The following is a 16,962-nucleotide window of genomic DNA, read 5'->3' on the forward strand; positions in this document are numbered from 1 at the left end:
TCACCTCGTGCTGCCCTGTGCCCCGGTTCGTGCGACGCGGCGGTAGGTTCGGGGCATGCGTGAATCCCAGCTCGGTGACCTGACCGTTTCCGCCCTCGGCCTCGGCTGCATGGGGATGTCCCAGTCGTACGGCGTCCGGGCCGACGACGCCGAGTCGATCGCGACGCTGCACGCGGCGATCGACGCGGGCTGCACCTTCCTCGACACCGCCGACGTGTACGGCGACGGCGAGAACGAGGAGCTCGTCGGCCGCGCGCTGGCCGGGCGCCGCGACGAGGTCGTGCTCGCGACCAAGTTCGGTTTCAAGCGGCCCGCTTCGAGCTCGGCGCTGCCGAGCGTCGTCGACGGCTCGCCTTCCTATGCGCGTGAGGCCCTGGACGCTTCGCTGCGGCGGCTCGGTGTCGACCATGTCGATCTGTGGTACTTGCACCGGCGCGACCCGCAGGTGCCGATCGAGGAGACCGTCGGCGCGATGGCTTCGATGGTGGAGGCAGGGAAGGTGCGGTACATCGGGCTGTCCGAGGTGAACGGCGACACGGTCCGGGCGGCGCACGCAGTACATCCGATCACCGCCGTACAGAGTGAATGGTCGCTGTGGACGCGCGACCCGGAGACCGTCGTCCTGCCGACACTGCGGGAGCTGGGGGTCGGGTTCGTGCCGTTCAGCCCGCTCGGGCGCGGGTTCCTGACCGGGCAGATCAAGTCGGAGGCGGACTTCCCCGAGGACGACATGCGGCGCGGGCTGCCGCGGTTCCAGGGTGAGAACTTCCAGCGGAACCTCGACCTGGTCGCGCAGGTGCAGGCTTTGGCTTTGGAGAAGGGTGTTACACCGGGGCAGCTGGCGCTGGCGTGGTTGCTTGCGCAGGGCAATGATGTGGTGCCGATCCCGGGGACGAAGCGGCGGACGTACCTGGCCGAGAACCTGGGTGCGCTGGACGTCACGCTTTCTGCCGACGAGCTGGCCGCTTTGGAGGCGACGTTCCCGGCGGATGCGGTGGCGGGGCAGCGGTACACCGACAGCGGGATGGGCCTGGTGGGCAAGTGATCGGTGTCACCGGGTCGACCGGACAGCTCGGTTCCCGGATCGTGGCGCGGTTGGCCGGCGTACCGCTGCGGTTGATCGTGCGGGATCCGGGCCGGGCTCCTTCGGTGCCTGGTGCGTCGGTCGTGCAGGCGGCGTACGGGGAGCATGCGGCGCTGCTGAACGCGCTCGACGGGGTCGACGTACTGATGTTGCTGAGCGCAACCGAGTCGGCGGATCGGGTGGCGTTGCACAAGGCAACCGTCGACGCGGCGGTGGCGGCCGGGGTGCAGCGGATCGTCTACACGTCGTTCGTCGGGGCGTCGCCGGGGGCGACGTTCACGTTTGCGCGGGATCACTGGCACACGGAGGAGCACATCCGCTCGACGGGTGTCGACTTCACGTTCCTGCGGGACAACCTGTACCTCGACTTCGTGTCCGGCGGCGTGGGGGAGGACGGGGTGATCCGCGGTCCCGCCGGCGACGGCCGGGTCGCGGCCGTCTCCCGCGACGATGTCGCCGCCGTCGCAGCCACGGTGCTCCTCTCGACCAACTCGTCCATCCCGGTCGCCTCATCGACTCCGTCCACTCCGACCGCCGTGGGCGCCCCAGGTGCCTCGGACGGCCGGACTCGGATCGCCTCCGACCACTCCGGCGCGACCTACGACCTCACCGGGCCCCGCGCGTTCACGCTCGCCGAGGCAGCCGCGGTCCTGACCGACGCCTGGGGCCGCAAGATCCGGTACGAGCCGGAGACCCTCGACGAGGCCTTCCGGTCCCGCGAGTCGTACGGCGCTCCCGCCTGGGAGGTCGCCGGCTGGGTGACGTCGTACGCCGCCATCGCCAGCGGCGAACTCAGCCAGGTGTCGACCGCCGTACGCGACATCACCGGCGTCGAGCCGACCGGCCTGGAGGAGTATGTCCGCGCTCGGTGAGAGACTGGTGCGGTGCCGCTCTACCGGGATCAGGCGATCGTGCTGCGCACCCAGAAGCTGGGTGAAGCGGACCGGATCGCCACGCTCCTGACCCGCGCCAACGGCAAGGTCCGCGCGGTCGCCAAGGGAGTCCGCCGTACGTCGTCCCGCTTCGGCGCCCGGCTCGAGCCGTTCAGCCACGTCGACCTGCAACTCGCGACCGGCCGGACACTCGACGTGGTCACGCAGGCCGAGTCGATCGCGGCGTACGGCGAGGGCATCGTCGGCGACTACGCCCGGTACACGACCGGCACCGTCCTGCTCGAGACCGCCGACCGCCTCGTCGTCGAGGAGAAGGAACCCGCTACCCAGCAGCACCTCCTGCTCGCCGGCGCCCTCCGCGTCCTGTCCACCGGCGAACGCGAGCCCGGCCTGGTCCTCGACTCCTTCCTCCTCCGCTCCCTGTCGATCTCCGGCTACGCCCCCTCTTTCGACGACTGCGCCCGCTGCGGCGAACCAGGCCCCCACCGAGCCTTCAACCCCGCCTCCGGCGGCATGGTCTGCACCACCTGCCGCCCCCCAGCCTCAGCCATGCCCAGCCCCGCCACCGTCACCCACCTCGGCGCCCTCCTAACCGGCGACTGGCCCACCGCCCTCAAAGCCGACCCCCGAACCCGCCGAGAATCCACCGGCCTGATAGCCGCCTTCTTCACCTACCACCAAGAAAACCAACTCCGCTCCCTCCCCCACCTAGACCTAACCTCAGGAGCCTCCTAACCGCAGGCGACTCCAGCCCCGCCGGTCAACCGTCGCTCAGCGTTGCTTACCGGGGCCTGGCCACCCGGTCGGTCCCGGCCGTGAGTGTCGTGGTCGGGCGTCCAGCGGTACCGAAGGCCCTGCAGTTGGATGCCCGGTCGGCCCTGACCTCGTAGGGTCGCTCTGCTGCGGGACCCGATCGCGAGCCGACTCTGTGGGTGGCCGTAACGGCGCTCCGACGATGATGGGCCGCGAGGACCGCAACGGCTGCTGCCCGTCCCACGCATGAGCGATGGCGCGCTTCGCGTCCAGTTCCGCCTGCCGGGTCGCTCCTCCGCCACTCGAATCCAGCCAGTTGTCGAACCGGTCGAGGCCAGGCTGCCGGTCAGTCGGATGGCGGCGGAGGCGAGCACAGACGTGCGCGTAGATGTTGTTCGGCCCACGCCGAGGTTTGATCGCGAGCAGCTCCCGCCGGGGCAACCCGCCGGGCGTCGCACTTGGCATCTCCCGGAACACCAGGCGATAGTCGGCCGACCGTTGCGGATCCGACCGGATGTACACCGTCACGCAGTCGCGCAGGTCACCGTTCCCGGGCGAGTAGGTCAATGCATGATGACCGTTGGACTTGCCGCTCGCGAGGTCCAGCATTGTCCGCAGGACCTGCCGTCGGAGGGCGGTCGCAGGACCGAAACGATCTCTGCTCGCCGCGAGATCGATCCGGCGATAGTCGAGATCGAAATCGGGCCCAGCCACCAACTGGTACCCGACCCCGGAGCTCACGATCCCTCGCGGTCCTCACGGCGCAACTCCTCCAGCAACTCCTGCGTCTCCGGCCCCATCCGAGCCGCCCACTCATCCAGATCCAGCGGCCGGCTGTCCGGCAGCGGTTCGGTGGCGTACCTCCGCACCGTCGGGTCGTCCACCACACCGGCCGGCGGCTGATCATCCCCCCGCAACTCCCGGTACTGCGCCGCCGACATCACCACCGCCTCCGGCTCTCCGTCCTCCCCCCACACCACCGGCGCCCCACTCCCCGCCCGCACCGCCCCCATCAACCGAGGCAACTCCTCCGCAAGCACCCCCGGCTCAACCACCTCGTCCCCAACCGCGAACTTCCCTTCCCCACCCAGATCCTCAAACTCGTCATACGTCAACATCACCGCCTCAGGCCCCCCATCCCCAAAACTGAACGCCCACCCCCCACCCCGAAACCGCCCAAGCACCCCCACCAGGTCCACCCGAATCTCATCAACAGAGGCCCAAGTCGTCATACCCAAAACCTATTACGCCTCGACGCACCCCCGCGGCACTTATCCACAGCCAGCGAAGCAATAGACCAGAGGGCCATCGTCATCTCGTCGACGAGAAGACAACATGCCGCACTCTCACAGCCAGCGCGCGACTCGAACCAGCGAGGTCTTCTCGACACGCATAGTCGCGGCCGTGGCATGCTGGGCTGCCGGCCGTCCGCAGAGCGACAGCACGCGGACGGCAAGCTACTGCGCCGAGTTGCGGCCGGGCAGGGCACGGGACCGGTCTCCGTCGTAGGCCCCAACAGTTACACGAGGGATCGTTGCCCTCTGCAGTCGTACGTTGGGTCAGCAACCAGCCTTGGTAGGCGCAACCGCGTCGCCACCGTCCGGATCAACCAGCACCGGCACAGCTTCCCCGATACGCAACTGCGTAGCTGCTTCTTGGGTCGTGGATATCTCCCCGGTATCACCCAGATTGCTCTGCCAGGTGATCTCCCATTGCGCGGTGGCTGTCAACGAGTACTTGCAGGTCGGGAGCTTCTTTGAGGTCTTGGCGTATCGGTGGCCACAATCGGGCGAGTCCTTGATGCCCATCGACTCGTCGTACGGCGTGCCCGGGCCGTCGCAGCGAATCGTCGTTCCATCGCCCATCGACCAGTTGATCGCCTTGACCTGCGCCGTCGCCGTGACCGACAACCCCGGAACACTCGCACTCCGGACGATCGGGCCCCAGGTGTTCTCAGTCTTCGTCACCCACATCCACACAGGCATGTTCACCAAGCCGATTTGATCTGTGTCGGGAGCCGTCTTCAGCAACGGAGGTGCGAGATTCATCGTGGCGATCGCTCGATACGCCAACGTCACGGGATCGATGACCACGGTGTCCGGCTCCCCGGGGAGCCATACCCACTCGGTCACGAGGTGCTTGCCCTCGTCGTACCCCTGCTCGCGAACGCAGGCCCAGAGGCTTCCGTCGGTGTGTCCTTGCCAGCGAGGGTCGCTGAACGGAGGCTGGGGAGCTTCCCGGCGCAAGTAGCACTGGTGACTGTTGGACCAGTTGCCGAGCGACGACGTACAGGCTTGGGCGGCGCCGTTGAACTGACACACCGGTTTCTTGGGTGATTGCGGATCCTTGCCCTTGTCCACCGTCGTTGTCTCGCCCGGGAGATTCGCGATGAGCACCAAGGTGTATTCGCCGGTATCCGGGTCTTGGATCCACCGATAACCATCCGGCGGGGTTGGAAGGGCGAATGCGGTGCCTGCTACGAGGGACGCGACAGCAACCCCGGCAACGATAGTGAGGGCGACCGATTTGAGGGCCTTCAGCATGCCCCGGCCGCTTTCTCTTCGATCAAGAACCACATCTTCTTGCCGGCCGCATTGGCAGAGTAGACGAGCCGTGCGCTGATGCCGTGCTTGCCGCCGCCGACGGTGCTCGCAACCGGGACAGGTTTTCCAGTTGATCGGTATCGCATCTGGACCCCTGTTCCGTCGATACAGCTCTTGAGTACGACGGTCGGCTGTTCGGCTTTCAGATTGACCGAGCTCGGTGCGGTGGAGCTGATCTTGCTCGTGCCGGTCTGGTAGAGCCCGTTTCGTGTGAAGAAATCGAGGCGCTCGAGAATCGATTCGAGCCACGCTCCGCCGTTGCCGGCGGCTTCGAGAACCGGACTCCGGACCCCCTCTGGTTTTTGGAGTGCCCTTCCTGCCGCCGCACGCGCAGCGAGGTACTGAGCCGTGGCGGCCGTGATGGCGGCCTGTTCATCAGCGGACCACGTGGGGGTGGACGGGGCGCTTGGAGTGGGGGCTGGGCTGGAAGTTGGTGAAGGGGAGGTGGGGGTGGTGTTGGGCCGGCCGGCTTCGGGGGAGCCGGTGCACGCGGTCAGCAGCGAGAGGGTGCTGAGCGTGGCTACGGCGGCTGGAAGGAGGCGGCGGGGCATGGGGTGGGGCTCCGTTCTTGGGTTGCTGGTGGTGTAAGGGTTGCATACGGAGGGTGTTCGGTGGGGTGGGTTATCCACAGGTTGCAGGTTGTTGCAGGGGTGGGTGGGAGGGGGTGGGAGGATGCGGGTATGTCGCCTATCGGTCGTCGTCGGGGTCGGGGGATTTTGGGGGGTTCGGGGGAGAAGAAGGTGGTGGTGGCGCCGGAGCCGCATCCTTCGGGGGCTCGGCCGCCGGGGGTGCCGAAGGAATTGGTGCCGCGGCATGTGGCGATCGTGATGGACGGGAACGGGCGGTGGGCCAAGCAGCGGGGGCTGCCGCGGACGGAGGGGCACAAGGCGGGGGAGGCCTCGTTGCTCGACGTCATCAAGGGCGGGATCGAGATCGGGGTGAAGTACATCTCGGCGTACGCGTTCTCGACGGAGAACTGGGCGCGGTCGCCGGAAGAGGTGCGGTTCCTGATGGGGTTCAACCGGGAGGTGATCCATCGGCGCCGCGACGAGCTCGACGCGATGGGGGTCCGGGTGGTGTGGTCCGGGCGGCGGCCGCGGTTGTGGAAGTCGGTCATCGACGAGCTCGAGTACGCGCAGGAGCGGACCAAGGACAACGACACGATCACCCTGCAGTTCTGCGTGAACTACGGCGGCCAGGCGGAGATCGCCGACGCGATGAAGTCGATCGCGGCAGAAGTTGCCGCAGGCAAGCTCAAGCCGGACCGGATCACCGAGAAGACGATCGCCCGGCATCTCTACGCCCCGGACATCCCCGAGGTGGACCTGTTCGTCCGCTCGTCGGGCGAGCAGCGGATCAGCAACTTCCTGGTCTGGCAGCTCGCGTACGCCGAGATGGTGTTCCTGGACACGCTCTGGCCGGACTTCGACCGCCGCGATCTGTGGCGGGCGATCGAGCTCTACGCCCAACGCGACCGCCGGTACGGCGGCGCCGTACCGAACGAGGTCACCGCCGAGAGCTGACCCCCGCGTCCGTAAAAGAAAGCGCCGGGAACCGACCGTCGACCCGGCTGCGTCTAGGCTCGTTGTGCAAGGCATCGATCATGACGAGAGCGCGAGCGCGCGGCGGACGAAGGACGAGCTGATGGCGAACGAGGCGGAATTCGCCCACTACACCGACCAGATCGCGAAGGCGGTCATCGAGGTGAACGCGACGCTACGGTCGGTGACCTACGAGCTCGGCGACGAGCAGATCGGCCGGATGCTGGGCAGCCGCTCGGAGGATCTCGCGACGCTGCGACCGGGTGTCGACGGCCTGGCCGCGGCCGAGCTGACGGTCCAGCGGGCCGAAGGCGCCGCCGTTGATCCGGCCAGAGCAAACCTGGTCCACACACTCGCGACGTACCAGGGTGACGTCGAGGCGCAGTCGGCCCGCATCGGCGGCGTGCAGCGAGCGCTGGGTGAGCAGCGCACCGGCACGAGCCCGCAGGACCGCCACTGCCTGCAGGCCGGCTCGCAGGCGCTGGAGAGCGCGCTGAGGGATCTGGACAGGATCGAGCAGATGCCCGGTCGGGCGACGGCCGACGTGGCGAAGCTCCGTTCGGGGGTCGAGTACCTGAAGAACGTCGTCGATGTCGTCGACAGCCGGGTCGAGCAGATGACCGCCCAGCTGTCGGAGGGCCGGCAGGCGGCGTACAAGTTCCACACCGCCGCGCCCGCTGAGCTCCAGCCGTCCGCCGACCTCGGCCGGACCATCGGCCGGATGCAGGACTCGATCGCCGACACCCGCGACAACGCGCAACGCCTGCACGCGGACCTCGCCAAGAGCAGCGAGGGATTCCAATCGGTCGCCGAGTTCTCCGTCGGCGTCGCCAACGGCGCGCATGCCGAGCAGCAGCACGCAGCCCAGGAAGCCGAGCAGTTGGCCGACGCGATGCGAGCCGGCGTGAATCCGACCGCGCGCGCCGATCAGCACCCCGTGGCGCACCAGCCGGAGTCGGATCTGAGCCGCCGGCTCAACGGTCCCGCCCAGGAGGGCGGCCTCAAGCTCTAGCGGCCGGGGGACGGCAGCAGCCCGCGCTCGATCGCCACGGTGACGGCACGCGTGCGGTCGTCGACGTCGAGTTTGGCGAAGAGCCGCTGCAGATGGGTCTTCACAGTGGCCTCGCCGATGAAGAGCTCACGCCCGATCTCCGCGTTGCTCAGCCCGCGGGCCACCGCGGCCAGCACTTCCAGCTCGCGCGGCGACGGCGACGCCGCGGCGGGCGCGGCCGGCGTACGAAGGCGAGACATCAGCCGGGCCGCGACAGGCGGCGCCAACACGGTCTCACCACGGGCCGCGGCGCGGATCCCGTTGAGCAGTTCAATGTGCGGTGTGTCCTTCAGCAGATACCCGGCCGCGCCTGCCTCGACCGCGTGCAGGATGTCCGTGTCGGTGTCGTACGTCGTCAGCACCAGCACCCGCGTCGACGGATACCCGGACACGATCGCCCCGGTCGCAGCCACGCCGTCCATTCGCGGCATCCGCAGATCCATCAGTACGACGTCCGGCCGCGTCGACTCGACCAGCGCCACCGCTTCCGAACCGTCGCCGGCCTCACCGACCACGGAGATGTCCTCGGTCACCGACAACATCCCGGTCAGCCCGGACCGGACGACCGGATGATCGTCGACCACCAGAACCCGAATCACACATCCTCCTGCACAGCCGGGATCAACACCTGCACACGCGTACCGCGCCCCGGCGAACTCTCCACCTGGACCGAGCCGCCCGACTCCTCGACCCGCCCGCGCATCGCAGTCAACCCGAAACCGCCGGACACGGTCGCCGGCGTGAACCCCGTCCCGTCGTCCCGGATCTCGATCCACACCCCGCCGTCGGACAGCCCGAGCGTGATCCGAACCTGCGTTGCAGCAGCATGTTTCCGTACGTTGGCCAGCGCCTCCTGCGCCGACCGCAGCAGCACGACCTGCTGCGCCTGCGGCAGCGCCGCGACCTCGTCATCAGGCAGGTCCAGCGAGACCTGTACGTCGACGCCAGTCTCGGCCGCGAACCGCTCCGCCTGCCGTCGCAGTACTTCGGTCAACGTTGCCTCCGACAACGCAACCGGGGTGAACGCGGCAACCAACGCCCGCGCCTCCGCCAAGTTCTCCCGGGCGGTGTCCTCGATCGCCGCCAGCCGCGCCGAAGCATCGGCGCCGCGCGAGAGCTCCACCGCGGCCGCCTGCGCCAGCATCACGATGCTCGTCATCCCCTGAGCGAGCGTGTCGTGGATCTCCCGCGCCATCCGCTCCCGCTCAGCCATCACACCCGCGCTGTGGTGCGCCTCGGCGAGCTCGTCGCGCGCCGCCTCGAGTTGCTCGATCAGCTCGGCCCGCTGCTGACTCTGCGTGATGACCTTCTCGATCCAGATCCCGAACAGCAGACTGACCACGAGGCTGACCAGCATCCACGGCAGGATCTCCCAGAACGCCTTCCAGCCCCACCCCGCGCTCCACAACTGCGCCGTACCGACGCCGAGCACCAGCAGCAGACTGAGCCCGATGCCCTCGCGGATGTCCTCGCACAGCAACCAGATCTGCGCCGACCCGATGAACATCAGGAACACCGACTGCGGGTAGATCCCGATCAGCACGACCAGCGCCGCGATCAGCACCAGCCGATACGCGTACCGCGGGAGCCGCCGCCGCGACCGGATCGCGGGCAGTCCGATGAACTGGTACGCCGCTCCGAGCACCACGACCGTCCCGGCGAACACCGACTGCCGGACCGTCCCCAGATGCCCAAGGAACGACAGCGCCAGCGTCATCCCGAGCAGCACCCAGAAGACGATGTGCCATCCGATCAGCGCCCGCGTCCACACGGGCTGTCCGGCGCCACCGCTCGAGTTCTGCACGGACCCCATCTTCCTCCACAACAGGACCCACACCCGAGGCCCGGTCCACGCGGGCACCGGCGACAGCCCGGGAGACAACTCGGGGGACAGCTCGGGAGACAGCTCGGGAGACAGCTCGGTACGACGCCGGTCCGGGAGGGCCGACGTCGTACCGGTGAGCTTGTTCATCAGCCCGCGTCCCGGCGGGTCCAGCGGAACACCCGCTGGGCGAGGAACAGGCCGACGACCAGCCAGATCGAGAGCACGACCGCGCCGGTGCCGAGCTGCCAGGACTTGGCCGGCTCGGTCAGCTCGAACCCGTCCGGCAGAAACACCGACCGCATTCCCTGCGCGAGCCACTTGAGCGGGAACACCGAGGCGACGTTGCGCATCCAGGCCGGCAGGCTGCTGTAGACGAAGTACACACCGGACATGAACTGCAGCAGCAGGACGATCGGCGTGATCACCGCGGAGGCGGCCTTGCCGGACTTCGGTACGACGCTGAACGCGATCCCGAGCACCGAACCGGACGCCGTACCGAGGACGAAGATCCAGACGAAGTTCAGCCACTTGTCCGGCTCGCTCGGCAGGTCGACGCCGAGCAGCAGTCCGGAGATCGCCAGCAGCAGCGCGATCTGCGCGACCGAGGTGATCAGGACCTGGCCGATCTTGCCGATGAAGTACGCCTGCGGCGGCATCGGCGTACCGCGCAACCGCTTCAACAGACCGTCGTCGCGCTCGAGCGCGATGCTGATCGCGAGCGACTGGAAGCTGCTCAGGAAGATGCCGGAGGCGATCATCCCGGGGGTGAAGTAGGTCGCGGCGTTGACGCCGTCGAAGTCGGTGTTGCCGAAGACCGCGGAGAAGATGCCGAGGAAGATGATCGGGAAGAAGAACGTGAAGATCAGCGCTTCCCGCTCGCGGAAGAACTCGCGGACCTCGAGCCGGGTTCGCGCCAGGCCGACCGACAGGGTCGACGGCAGCGCCTTCGGGGTCGGGTGCTGCGTGGTCGTGGTGTTCGCCATCAGAGTGCTCCAGCTTCCATCGCGAGGGCAGCGGTGCCGGCGGCCGTGGCCTTGCCGATCAGTTCCAGGTAGATGTCTTCCAGGCTCGGGCGGCGGACCTCGAGCTCGGGTACCTCGCCGTCGAAGCGGGCCATCAGCGCGGCCACCTCGGCGGTCGGCCGGTCGGTGCGCAGTTCGTGCGGTCCGTCGGCGTCGGCCCAGGAGACCCGTGCGGTCCGGGCGCCGCGACCGCCGAGCGTCTCCGGCGTACCGATCTCGATCATCCGGCCGTCGGCGATCACGCCGACCCGGTCGGCCAGGTGCTCGGCCTCGTCGAGGTAGTGGGTGGTGAGCAGGATCGTGGTGCCCTCGGTCCGGAGCTCCTCGATCAGCGTCCAGAACTGCCGGCGTGCTTCCGGGTCGAACCCGGTCGTCGGCTCGTCGAGGAACAGCAGCTCGGGGTTGCCGATGACGCCGAGCGCCACGTCGAGCCGGCGGCGCTGACCGCCGGACAGCTTGCGCGGGCGGGTCTTGCGCTTCTCCTCCAGCCCGACCGCGGCGATCACCTCGTCGGGGTCGCGCGGGTTCGGGTAGTAGCCGGCGTAGTGGTTGACCAGCTCGGACACTGTGGACTCGGCCTCGTCGCGCGAGGTCTGCAGCACGATGCCGAGCCGGCTGCGCCAGTCCCGGTCGCCGTGCGCCGGGTCCGCCCCCAGCACACTCACTTCACCCTCGTCGGCCCGGCGATACCCCTCCAGAATCTCCGTGGTCGTCGTCTTGCCGGCCCCGTTCGGACCGAGCAGGGCGAAGACCTCGCCCCGGTGGATGTCCAGATCGACCCCGTCGACCGCGACCTTGTCCGGGTACCGCTTGACCAGGCCGCGCACCCTCACTGCGTTGTCGTTCTCCATGTCTCCACTCTCCCGGCCCGGCACCCTGCCCAGGGAGCACCGCCCGGCTGACTCTCTGTCCACCGACCGGGGGACAGAGATGTACGTAAGGACAGGAGGTGTGGGGGTCCACCGCCGTTTCGGCGGTCCGGTTCAGGCGGGGGAGGTCATATACGAAGACGACTACGTCCTGTTCTGATGTACACGCCGAGGGGGCTGACGGGAGTGGGGCCGGGCGGTTAGGTTCGGGGAATGGCTCAGACGGTGCGTGGTGTGGTGGCGGCGGGCAAGGGTGCGCCGGTGACGATCGAGGAGATCACGATCCCGGACCCGGGTCCGGGCGAGGCGGTGGTGAAGGTCCAGGCCTGCGGGGTCTGCCACACCGACCTGCACTACCGGGAGGGCGGGATCAACGACGACTTCCCGTTCCTGCTCGGGCACGAGGCGGCCGGCATCGTGGAGTCGGTCGGCGAGGGCGTCACCGATGTGCAGCCGGGCGATTTCGTCGTACTGAACTGGCGAGCCGTGTGCGGGAACTGCCGCGCCTGCCTGCGCGGCCGGCCGTGGTACTGCTTCAACACCCACAACGCGAAGCAGAAGATGACGCTCGCCGATGGCACCGAGCTCAGCCCGGCCCTCGGCATCGGTGCGTTCGCCGAGAAGACGCTGGTCGCGGCGGGGCAGTGCACGAAGGTTGACCCGGCCGCGAAGCCGGAGGTCGCAGGCCTGCTCGGCTGCGGCGTGATGGCGGGTCTCGGTGCCGCGATCAACACCGGGAACGTCGGACGCGGCGACACCGTTGCGGTGATCGGTTCGGGCGGCGTCGGTACGGCGGCCGTCGTCGGAGCCCGCCTGGCCGGCGCAGCGAAAGTCATTGCCATCGACATCGATGACCGCAAGCTGACCGTGGCCCAGGAGCTCGGCGCGACCCACGCGATCAACTCCAAGGGCCTGGACCACGACGGTGTGGTCGAGGCGGTGCAGAAGCTGACCGGTGGGTTCGGCGCGGACGTCGTGATCGACGCGGTCGGCCGTCCGGAGACGTGGAAGCAGGCGTTCTACGCGCGCGATCTGGCCGGAACGGTCGTGCTCGTCGGCGTACCCACTCCTGACATGACGCTGGAGATGCCGCTGCTCGACTTCTTCGGTCGCGGCGGGTCCCTCAAGTCGAGCTGGTACGGCGATTGCCTGCCCACCCGCGACTTCCCGCTGCTGATCGACCTGCACCTGCAGGGTCGCCTTCCGCTCGACCGCTTCGTCTCGGAGACGATCGGGTTGGACGACGTCGAGGCCGCCTTCACGAAGATGCACCACGGCGACGTACTGCGCTCTGTCGTCGTCTTCTAGGCCCGCCGGACGCTGCGGGCGAGGAAGCTGCCCGCGACGATGCCGATCGCGGCGACGAGGGCGAGGTACCAGCTCGTCGTGGTGAGCGAGCCTCCTGACAGGAACAACGTCCCGAAGATCGTGACGCCGCCGACCTGGCTCAGCTGGATGGCTGTGGTGAGGACGCCGCTCGCATCGGCTGCTCTGCTCAGTGGGACGTGGACCAGTGACTGCGTGACGAGCGGGCTGGCGGACAGGCCCATGCCTGCTCCGGCCAGTACCAGCGCGGGCCACACGAGCGAGCCGGCGGCGAGCTGACTGAGTCCGATGCCGGCGTACCCGAGCGTGCACAGGGCGAGGCCGGTCGGGACGACCAGGTGATGCAGCCGGACCGGAAGCGAACGCCAGAAGAACCCGACCAGACCGAACGTGACGGCGAAGGGCAGCCAGGTGAGCCCGGAATGGAGGGCCGACTCGCCGAGGCCGTTCTGCAGGTGCAGGGTGAAGCTGAACATGAACCCGCCGACGGCCAGCAGTGTGCAGATGAGCGTCGCGATACCGACTGCAAGGCCGCGAGCACGGAGTACGTCGAGGTTGAGGAGCGGATCGTCGACCCGGCGCTCGACCCGGACGAAGACCACCGCGAGGACGAGCCCCGCGACGAAGCAGACGAACGTCCACCGCGGCCAGCCGAGCTCGTGCCCGATCACCATCGGCAGCACCAGCAGGAGTACTGCGCAGGTCGATATCGCCAGCCCGATGAGGTCCAGACGACGCGCGGCCGTCGGGCGGTCGGCCGGTACCAGCCGGGGCACCAGGACCGCGAGGACGATGCCGACCGGGACGTTGATCAGGAAGATCGGGCGCCACTGAGCCCCGGCGACGTTGGCGGCGAGCAGGAGACCGCCGACGACCAGGCCGGCGACCTGGCCGGCGGACAGCGTCGCGCCGTACGCGGACAGGGCCTTGGCGCGAGCGGGGCCGGTGAAGTGGGTCTGGATCACGCTCATGATCTGCGGCACCATCACCGCCGCGGCAATGCCTTGGGCGAAGCGGAACAGCACCAGCGGCAGGATCGCCGGCGCCAGCCCGCAGGCGAGTGACGCGAGCGTGAACAGGACGACCCCGATGAGGTACATCCGGCGGCGGCCGTAGAGGTCGCCGAGCCGGGCACCGGTGATCAGGGTCATCGCATACGCGACCATGTAGCCGCCGACGACCAGTTGCAGCCAGGCGCCGGACGCCTGGAAGTCGGTGCCGATGGTGGGCATCGCGACATTGACGACGGACGTGTCCAGCAGTGCCATGAACTGGCCGAGCAGCAACACGGCGAGCATCAGCCCGCGCCGGGCGCCGACGTCAGCCGGGCGGTCGATCATCACAGCGGCCATCAGGTTTCTCCCTCGTTGAGTCAGGACGTGGGTATGTACCTGGGCTGCCTCACGGATTCATCGGCGGCGCAGCGATGAATTCCGGCGGCTCGCGCGGTACGTACATCCAGGAACCCCGACAAGTGGGAGGCTCGCGCTGTGGACCGAGACGACTTCGACCAGCAGGTGGCGCCGTACCGACGTGAATTGCTGGCGCACTGCTACCGGATGCTCGGGTCGGTGCACGACGCGGAAGATCTCGTCCAGGAGACGTTCCTCCGGGCCTGGCGCGCGATCGACACGTACGACGCCGAGCGCGCCTCGCTGCGGACCTGGCTCTACCGGATCGCGACCAACGCCTGCCTGACGGCGCTCAAGGGACGAGGACGGCGTGCTCTCCCGTCAGGTCTGGTCGCAGCGGCGACCGATGCCCAGGCGCCGATCGAGTTGGCTCTCGACGTGCCCTGGTTGCAGCCGTTCCCGACCAGCGGCGACCCGGCTGCGGCCTTGGCGGCGAAGGGGAGTCTGCGGCTCGCGCTGGTGGCCGCGATGCAGTATCTGCCCGCCCGGCAGCGCGCGGTCCTGGTACTGCGGGATGTCCTCGACTGGTCAGCCGCAGATGTCGCGGAGGCGTTGGAGACGACCCCGGCCTCGGTCAACAGCGCCCTCCAGCGTGCCCGGGCGCGGCTGGCCGAGGTCGACGTCACGGAGGACGACGTCGACGAGCCCACCGACAAAGAGATCAAGGCGATCGTCGACGACTACGTCCGCGCGTTCGAAGCGGCCGACGTACAGGAGTTGAGCCGGCTGCTCGCCGAGCGGGTCGTGCTCGAGATGCCGCCGGCGCCGCTGTGGTTCGTGGGGCGCGACGCGTACGGCGCGTTCATCGAGCGGGTCTACGCCATGCGCGGTCCGGCGTGGCGGATGGTGCCGACGACGGCGAACGGCCAGCCCGCCGTCGGCGCGTATGTGCGCACCGACGACGGGCGCTACCACCCGCACACCCTCCAGGTCTTCACCGTCACCAAAGCCGGAATCACGCACAACATCACGTTCTTCGACCAGGGCCTCTTCGAGTATTTCGGGCTGCCGTCACACCTTGAATGAGATCCACTGATCCGGAGTCGCATCGGGCTTGCCGGCGATCGGTCGCGCTTCCTGGGTCCACACATCGCCGGACACCTCGGTCGCGACCCGCTGCCAGAACCGGACCGCCTTCTCGTTGTTCCCCTGGAACGCGACGTCGCACGGGCCGGGGTGGTTCGACAGCACCTCCTGGACCGCCCGCAGTCCCAGACCGTTGCGTCGTACCGGCCGGACCATGAAGAACGCGTTCAGCACATGCACCGGCTGCTGCAGCGCGCGCATGAAGCAGAACCCGACCGGATTCTCGCCGACAGAGATCAGGTACCCGGCCCACTCCGGATCCCCGGTCAGCACCTTCTCCAGCCACTCGGTGCGGTAGCTGCCGTCGGGCCGCGGCAGCTGCCCCTGGAACTCGGACATGTCGTGGCGGAACATCAACCACAACCGCTCCATCAAACCCCGGTCGGACGGCTGGACCCGGCGCACCAACAGATCAGACATACGTCTCCTCAGAACGTCTCAGAACGCAGAAAAGCCTCCCGCCGGAAGAGTCCGGTACGGAAGGCTTACTGCGGTCAGTTTATCAGTCCTGCGGGGCCGTCTGGCCGGCGACCCAGGTCATGTCCGGGTAGCGCAGGCCGACCGGCGTCAGCTTCGACAGCCCGGCCACATCCTCCGCGGTCAACGAAAGCTCGACCGCCGCCGCGTTCTCCTCGAGGTACTTGCGCCGCTTCGTCCCCGGGATCGGCGCCACATCGTTGCCCTGCGCAAGTACCCAGGCGAGTGCGACCTGCCCCGGCGTGGCGTCGTACCGCGCGGCCACCGAGCGGATCTCCTCGACCAGCGCGAGGTTCGCGTCGAGGTTGTCGCCGGAGAAGCGCGGCAGGGTACGACGGAAGTCGTCGGCCGGAAGCTCCGACGGCAACGCGCCGGTCAGCATGCCGCGCCCGAGCGGCGAGTACGGCACGATCCCGATGCCGAGCTCGCGACACGTCGGCAGCACCGACTCCTCGATGTCACGGCTGAACAGCGACCACTCGCTCTGCACCGCGGTGATCGGATGTACGGCGTGCGCCCGCCGGATCGTCTCCGCCGACGCCTCCGACAACCCGAGGTACCGGACCTTGCCCGCCTCGACGAGCGCAGCCATCGCTCCGACCGTCTCCTCGACCGGTACGTCGGGATCCATGCGGTGCTGGTAGTACAGGTCGACGTGGTCGACGCCCAGCCGCTGCAGCGACGCGTCGATCGCGGACCGGACGTAGTCCGGCGTCCCGTTCACGCCGCGCTTCGACGGGTCGCGCCCGTCGCCGGTGATCCCGAACTTCGTGGCCAGGAACACCTCGTCCCGGCGGTCGGCGATCGCCGCGCCGACCAGCTCCTCGTTCGCGCCGAAGCCGTACAGGTCGGCGGTGTCGAGGAACGTGATGCCGAGGTCGAGCGCGCGGTGCAGCGTGGCGACGGACTCGTTGTCGTCGGCCGCGCCGTACGCGTAGCTCATTCCCATGCAGCCGAGTCCGAGCCGGCTGACCTCGGCGCCTTGACTACCCAGTTTCATCAGAATCTCCCAGAAATTGG

At 68.5% G+C, this 16,962-nt stretch carries 17 protein-coding genes; 7 read left to right on the forward strand and 10 right to left on the reverse strand.

Translation table 11 applies throughout. The features are described 5' to 3' along the window. The first annotated feature begins 55 nt into the window (after window positions 1–55). The 3 genes from OHA10_RS23925 to recO are packed head-to-tail and all read left to right on the forward strand — an operon-like array spanning window position 56 to window position 2,712. Entirely contained in the window at window positions 56–1,045 is a 990-nt protein-coding gene (locus tag OHA10_RS23925) for an aldo/keto reductase (protein WP_371400997.1), read from the forward strand. Beyond that, window positions 1,042–1,956, forward strand: coding sequence for an SDR family oxidoreductase (locus OHA10_RS23930; protein ID WP_371400998.1), 915 nt, complete (start codon window positions 1,042–1,044; stop codon window positions 1,954–1,956). Before OHA10_RS23925 ends, OHA10_RS23930 begins: the two co-directional genes overlap by 4 nt. A gap of 12 nt (window positions 1,957–1,968) precedes the next feature. Next, entirely contained in the window at window positions 1,969–2,712 is a 744-nt protein-coding gene (gene recO, locus OHA10_RS23935) for a DNA repair protein RecO (RefSeq protein WP_371400999.1), read from the forward strand. Window positions 2,713–3,467: 755 nt separating this feature from the next. On the opposite strand, the gene OHA10_RS23940 is transcribed toward recO, so the two are convergent. The 3 genes from OHA10_RS23940 to OHA10_RS23950 form a co-directional block, all read right to left on the reverse strand. Beyond that, complete coding sequence (locus OHA10_RS23940) at window positions 3,468–3,962, reverse strand: hypothetical protein (protein ID WP_371401000.1); 495 nt, start codon at window positions 3,960–3,962, stop codon at window positions 3,468–3,470. Window positions 3,963–4,289: 327 nt separating this feature from the next. After that, the gene (locus OHA10_RS23945; protein WP_371401001.1) at window positions 4,290–4,823 is read right to left on the reverse strand and encodes a hypothetical protein; all 534 of its coding nucleotides are present in this window, start codon (window positions 4,821–4,823) and stop codon (window positions 4,290–4,292) included. A gap of 443 nt (window positions 4,824–5,266) precedes the next feature. Next, window positions 5,267–5,884, reverse strand: coding sequence for a hypothetical protein (locus OHA10_RS23950; RefSeq protein ID WP_371401002.1), 618 nt, complete (start codon window positions 5,882–5,884; stop codon window positions 5,267–5,269). 192 nt (window positions 5,885–6,076) lie between these two features. On the opposite strand from OHA10_RS23950, the gene OHA10_RS23955 reads away from it, so the two are divergent. Both OHA10_RS23955 and OHA10_RS23960 read left to right on the forward strand, forming a co-directional pair. Next, window positions 6,077–6,856 carry an isoprenyl transferase gene (locus OHA10_RS23955; RefSeq protein ID WP_371407984.1) on the forward strand — a complete coding sequence of 260 codons (780 nt, stop codon included), beginning with the start codon at window positions 6,077–6,079 and terminating at the stop codon, window positions 6,854–6,856. A gap of 64 nt (window positions 6,857–6,920) precedes the next feature. Continuing rightward, window positions 6,921–7,886: a hypothetical protein gene (locus tag OHA10_RS23960; protein WP_371401003.1), complete on the forward strand. Its 966-nt coding sequence runs from the start codon at window positions 6,921–6,923 to the stop codon at window positions 7,884–7,886. On the opposite strand, the gene OHA10_RS23965 is transcribed toward OHA10_RS23960, so the two are convergent. From OHA10_RS23965 to OHA10_RS23980, 4 genes are read right to left on the reverse strand one after another with little or no spacing between them, the layout of a single operon-like run. Further along, window positions 7,883–8,524, reverse strand: coding sequence for a response regulator (locus OHA10_RS23965; RefSeq protein WP_371401004.1), 642 nt, complete (start codon window positions 8,522–8,524; stop codon window positions 7,883–7,885). The two genes, OHA10_RS23960 and OHA10_RS23965, sit on opposite strands and share 4 nt — an antisense overlap. Next, complete coding sequence (locus OHA10_RS23970) at window positions 8,521–9,897, reverse strand: sensor histidine kinase (RefSeq protein ID WP_371401005.1); 1,377 nt, start codon at window positions 9,895–9,897, stop codon at window positions 8,521–8,523. Before OHA10_RS23970 ends, OHA10_RS23965 begins: the two co-directional genes overlap by 4 nt. After that, the gene (locus tag OHA10_RS23975) at window positions 9,897–10,733 is read right to left on the reverse strand and encodes an ABC transporter permease (RefSeq protein WP_371401006.1); all 837 of its coding nucleotides are present in this window, start codon (window positions 10,731–10,733) and stop codon (window positions 9,897–9,899) included. The genes OHA10_RS23970 and OHA10_RS23975 overlap by 1 nt, the downstream gene beginning before the upstream one ends. After that, complete coding sequence (locus OHA10_RS23980) at window positions 10,733–11,623, reverse strand: ABC transporter ATP-binding protein (RefSeq protein ID WP_371401007.1); 891 nt, start codon at window positions 11,621–11,623, stop codon at window positions 10,733–10,735. The genes OHA10_RS23975 and OHA10_RS23980 overlap by 1 nt, the downstream gene beginning before the upstream one ends. Before the next feature lie 231 nt (window positions 11,624–11,854). Here OHA10_RS23980 and OHA10_RS23985 point away from each other — a divergent pair, with 231 nt between their 5' ends. Then, window positions 11,855–12,949 carry an S-(hydroxymethyl)mycothiol dehydrogenase gene (locus OHA10_RS23985; RefSeq protein WP_371401008.1) on the forward strand — a complete coding sequence of 365 codons (1,095 nt, stop codon included), beginning with the start codon at window positions 11,855–11,857 and terminating at the stop codon, window positions 12,947–12,949. Here OHA10_RS23985 and OHA10_RS23990 read toward each other — a convergent pair. Then, window positions 12,946–14,319 carry an MFS transporter gene (locus OHA10_RS23990; RefSeq protein ID WP_371401009.1) on the reverse strand — a complete coding sequence of 458 codons (1,374 nt, stop codon included), beginning with the start codon at window positions 14,317–14,319 and terminating at the stop codon, window positions 12,946–12,948. The genes OHA10_RS23985 and OHA10_RS23990 overlap by 4 nt on opposite strands. A gap of 138 nt (window positions 14,320–14,457) precedes the next feature. Between OHA10_RS23990 and OHA10_RS23995 the strand changes: the two genes are divergently transcribed. Continuing rightward, window positions 14,458–15,405, forward strand: a complete 948-nt coding sequence (locus tag OHA10_RS23995) for a sigma-70 family RNA polymerase sigma factor (protein ID WP_371401010.1) — start codon at window positions 14,458–14,460, stop codon at window positions 15,403–15,405. On the opposite strand, the gene OHA10_RS24000 is transcribed toward OHA10_RS23995, so the two are convergent. Together OHA10_RS24000 and OHA10_RS24005 are read right to left on the reverse strand one after the other, a co-directional pair. Continuing rightward, the gene (locus OHA10_RS24000) at window positions 15,391–15,885 is read right to left on the reverse strand and encodes a GNAT family N-acetyltransferase (protein ID WP_371401011.1); all 495 of its coding nucleotides are present in this window, start codon (window positions 15,883–15,885) and stop codon (window positions 15,391–15,393) included. The two genes, OHA10_RS23995 and OHA10_RS24000, sit on opposite strands and share 15 nt — an antisense overlap. A gap of 82 nt (window positions 15,886–15,967) precedes the next feature. Continuing rightward, window positions 15,968–16,942 carry an aldo/keto reductase gene (locus OHA10_RS24005; protein WP_371401012.1) on the reverse strand — a complete coding sequence of 325 codons (975 nt, stop codon included), beginning with the start codon at window positions 16,940–16,942 and terminating at the stop codon, window positions 15,968–15,970. Between the last annotated feature and the right edge of the window lie 20 nt (window positions 16,943–16,962).

It is taken from the genome of Kribbella sp. NBC_00662, assembly GCF_041430295.1.
In the GTDB taxonomy this organism is placed as follows: Bacteria; Actinomycetota; Actinomycetes; order Propionibacteriales; family Kribbellaceae; genus Kribbella.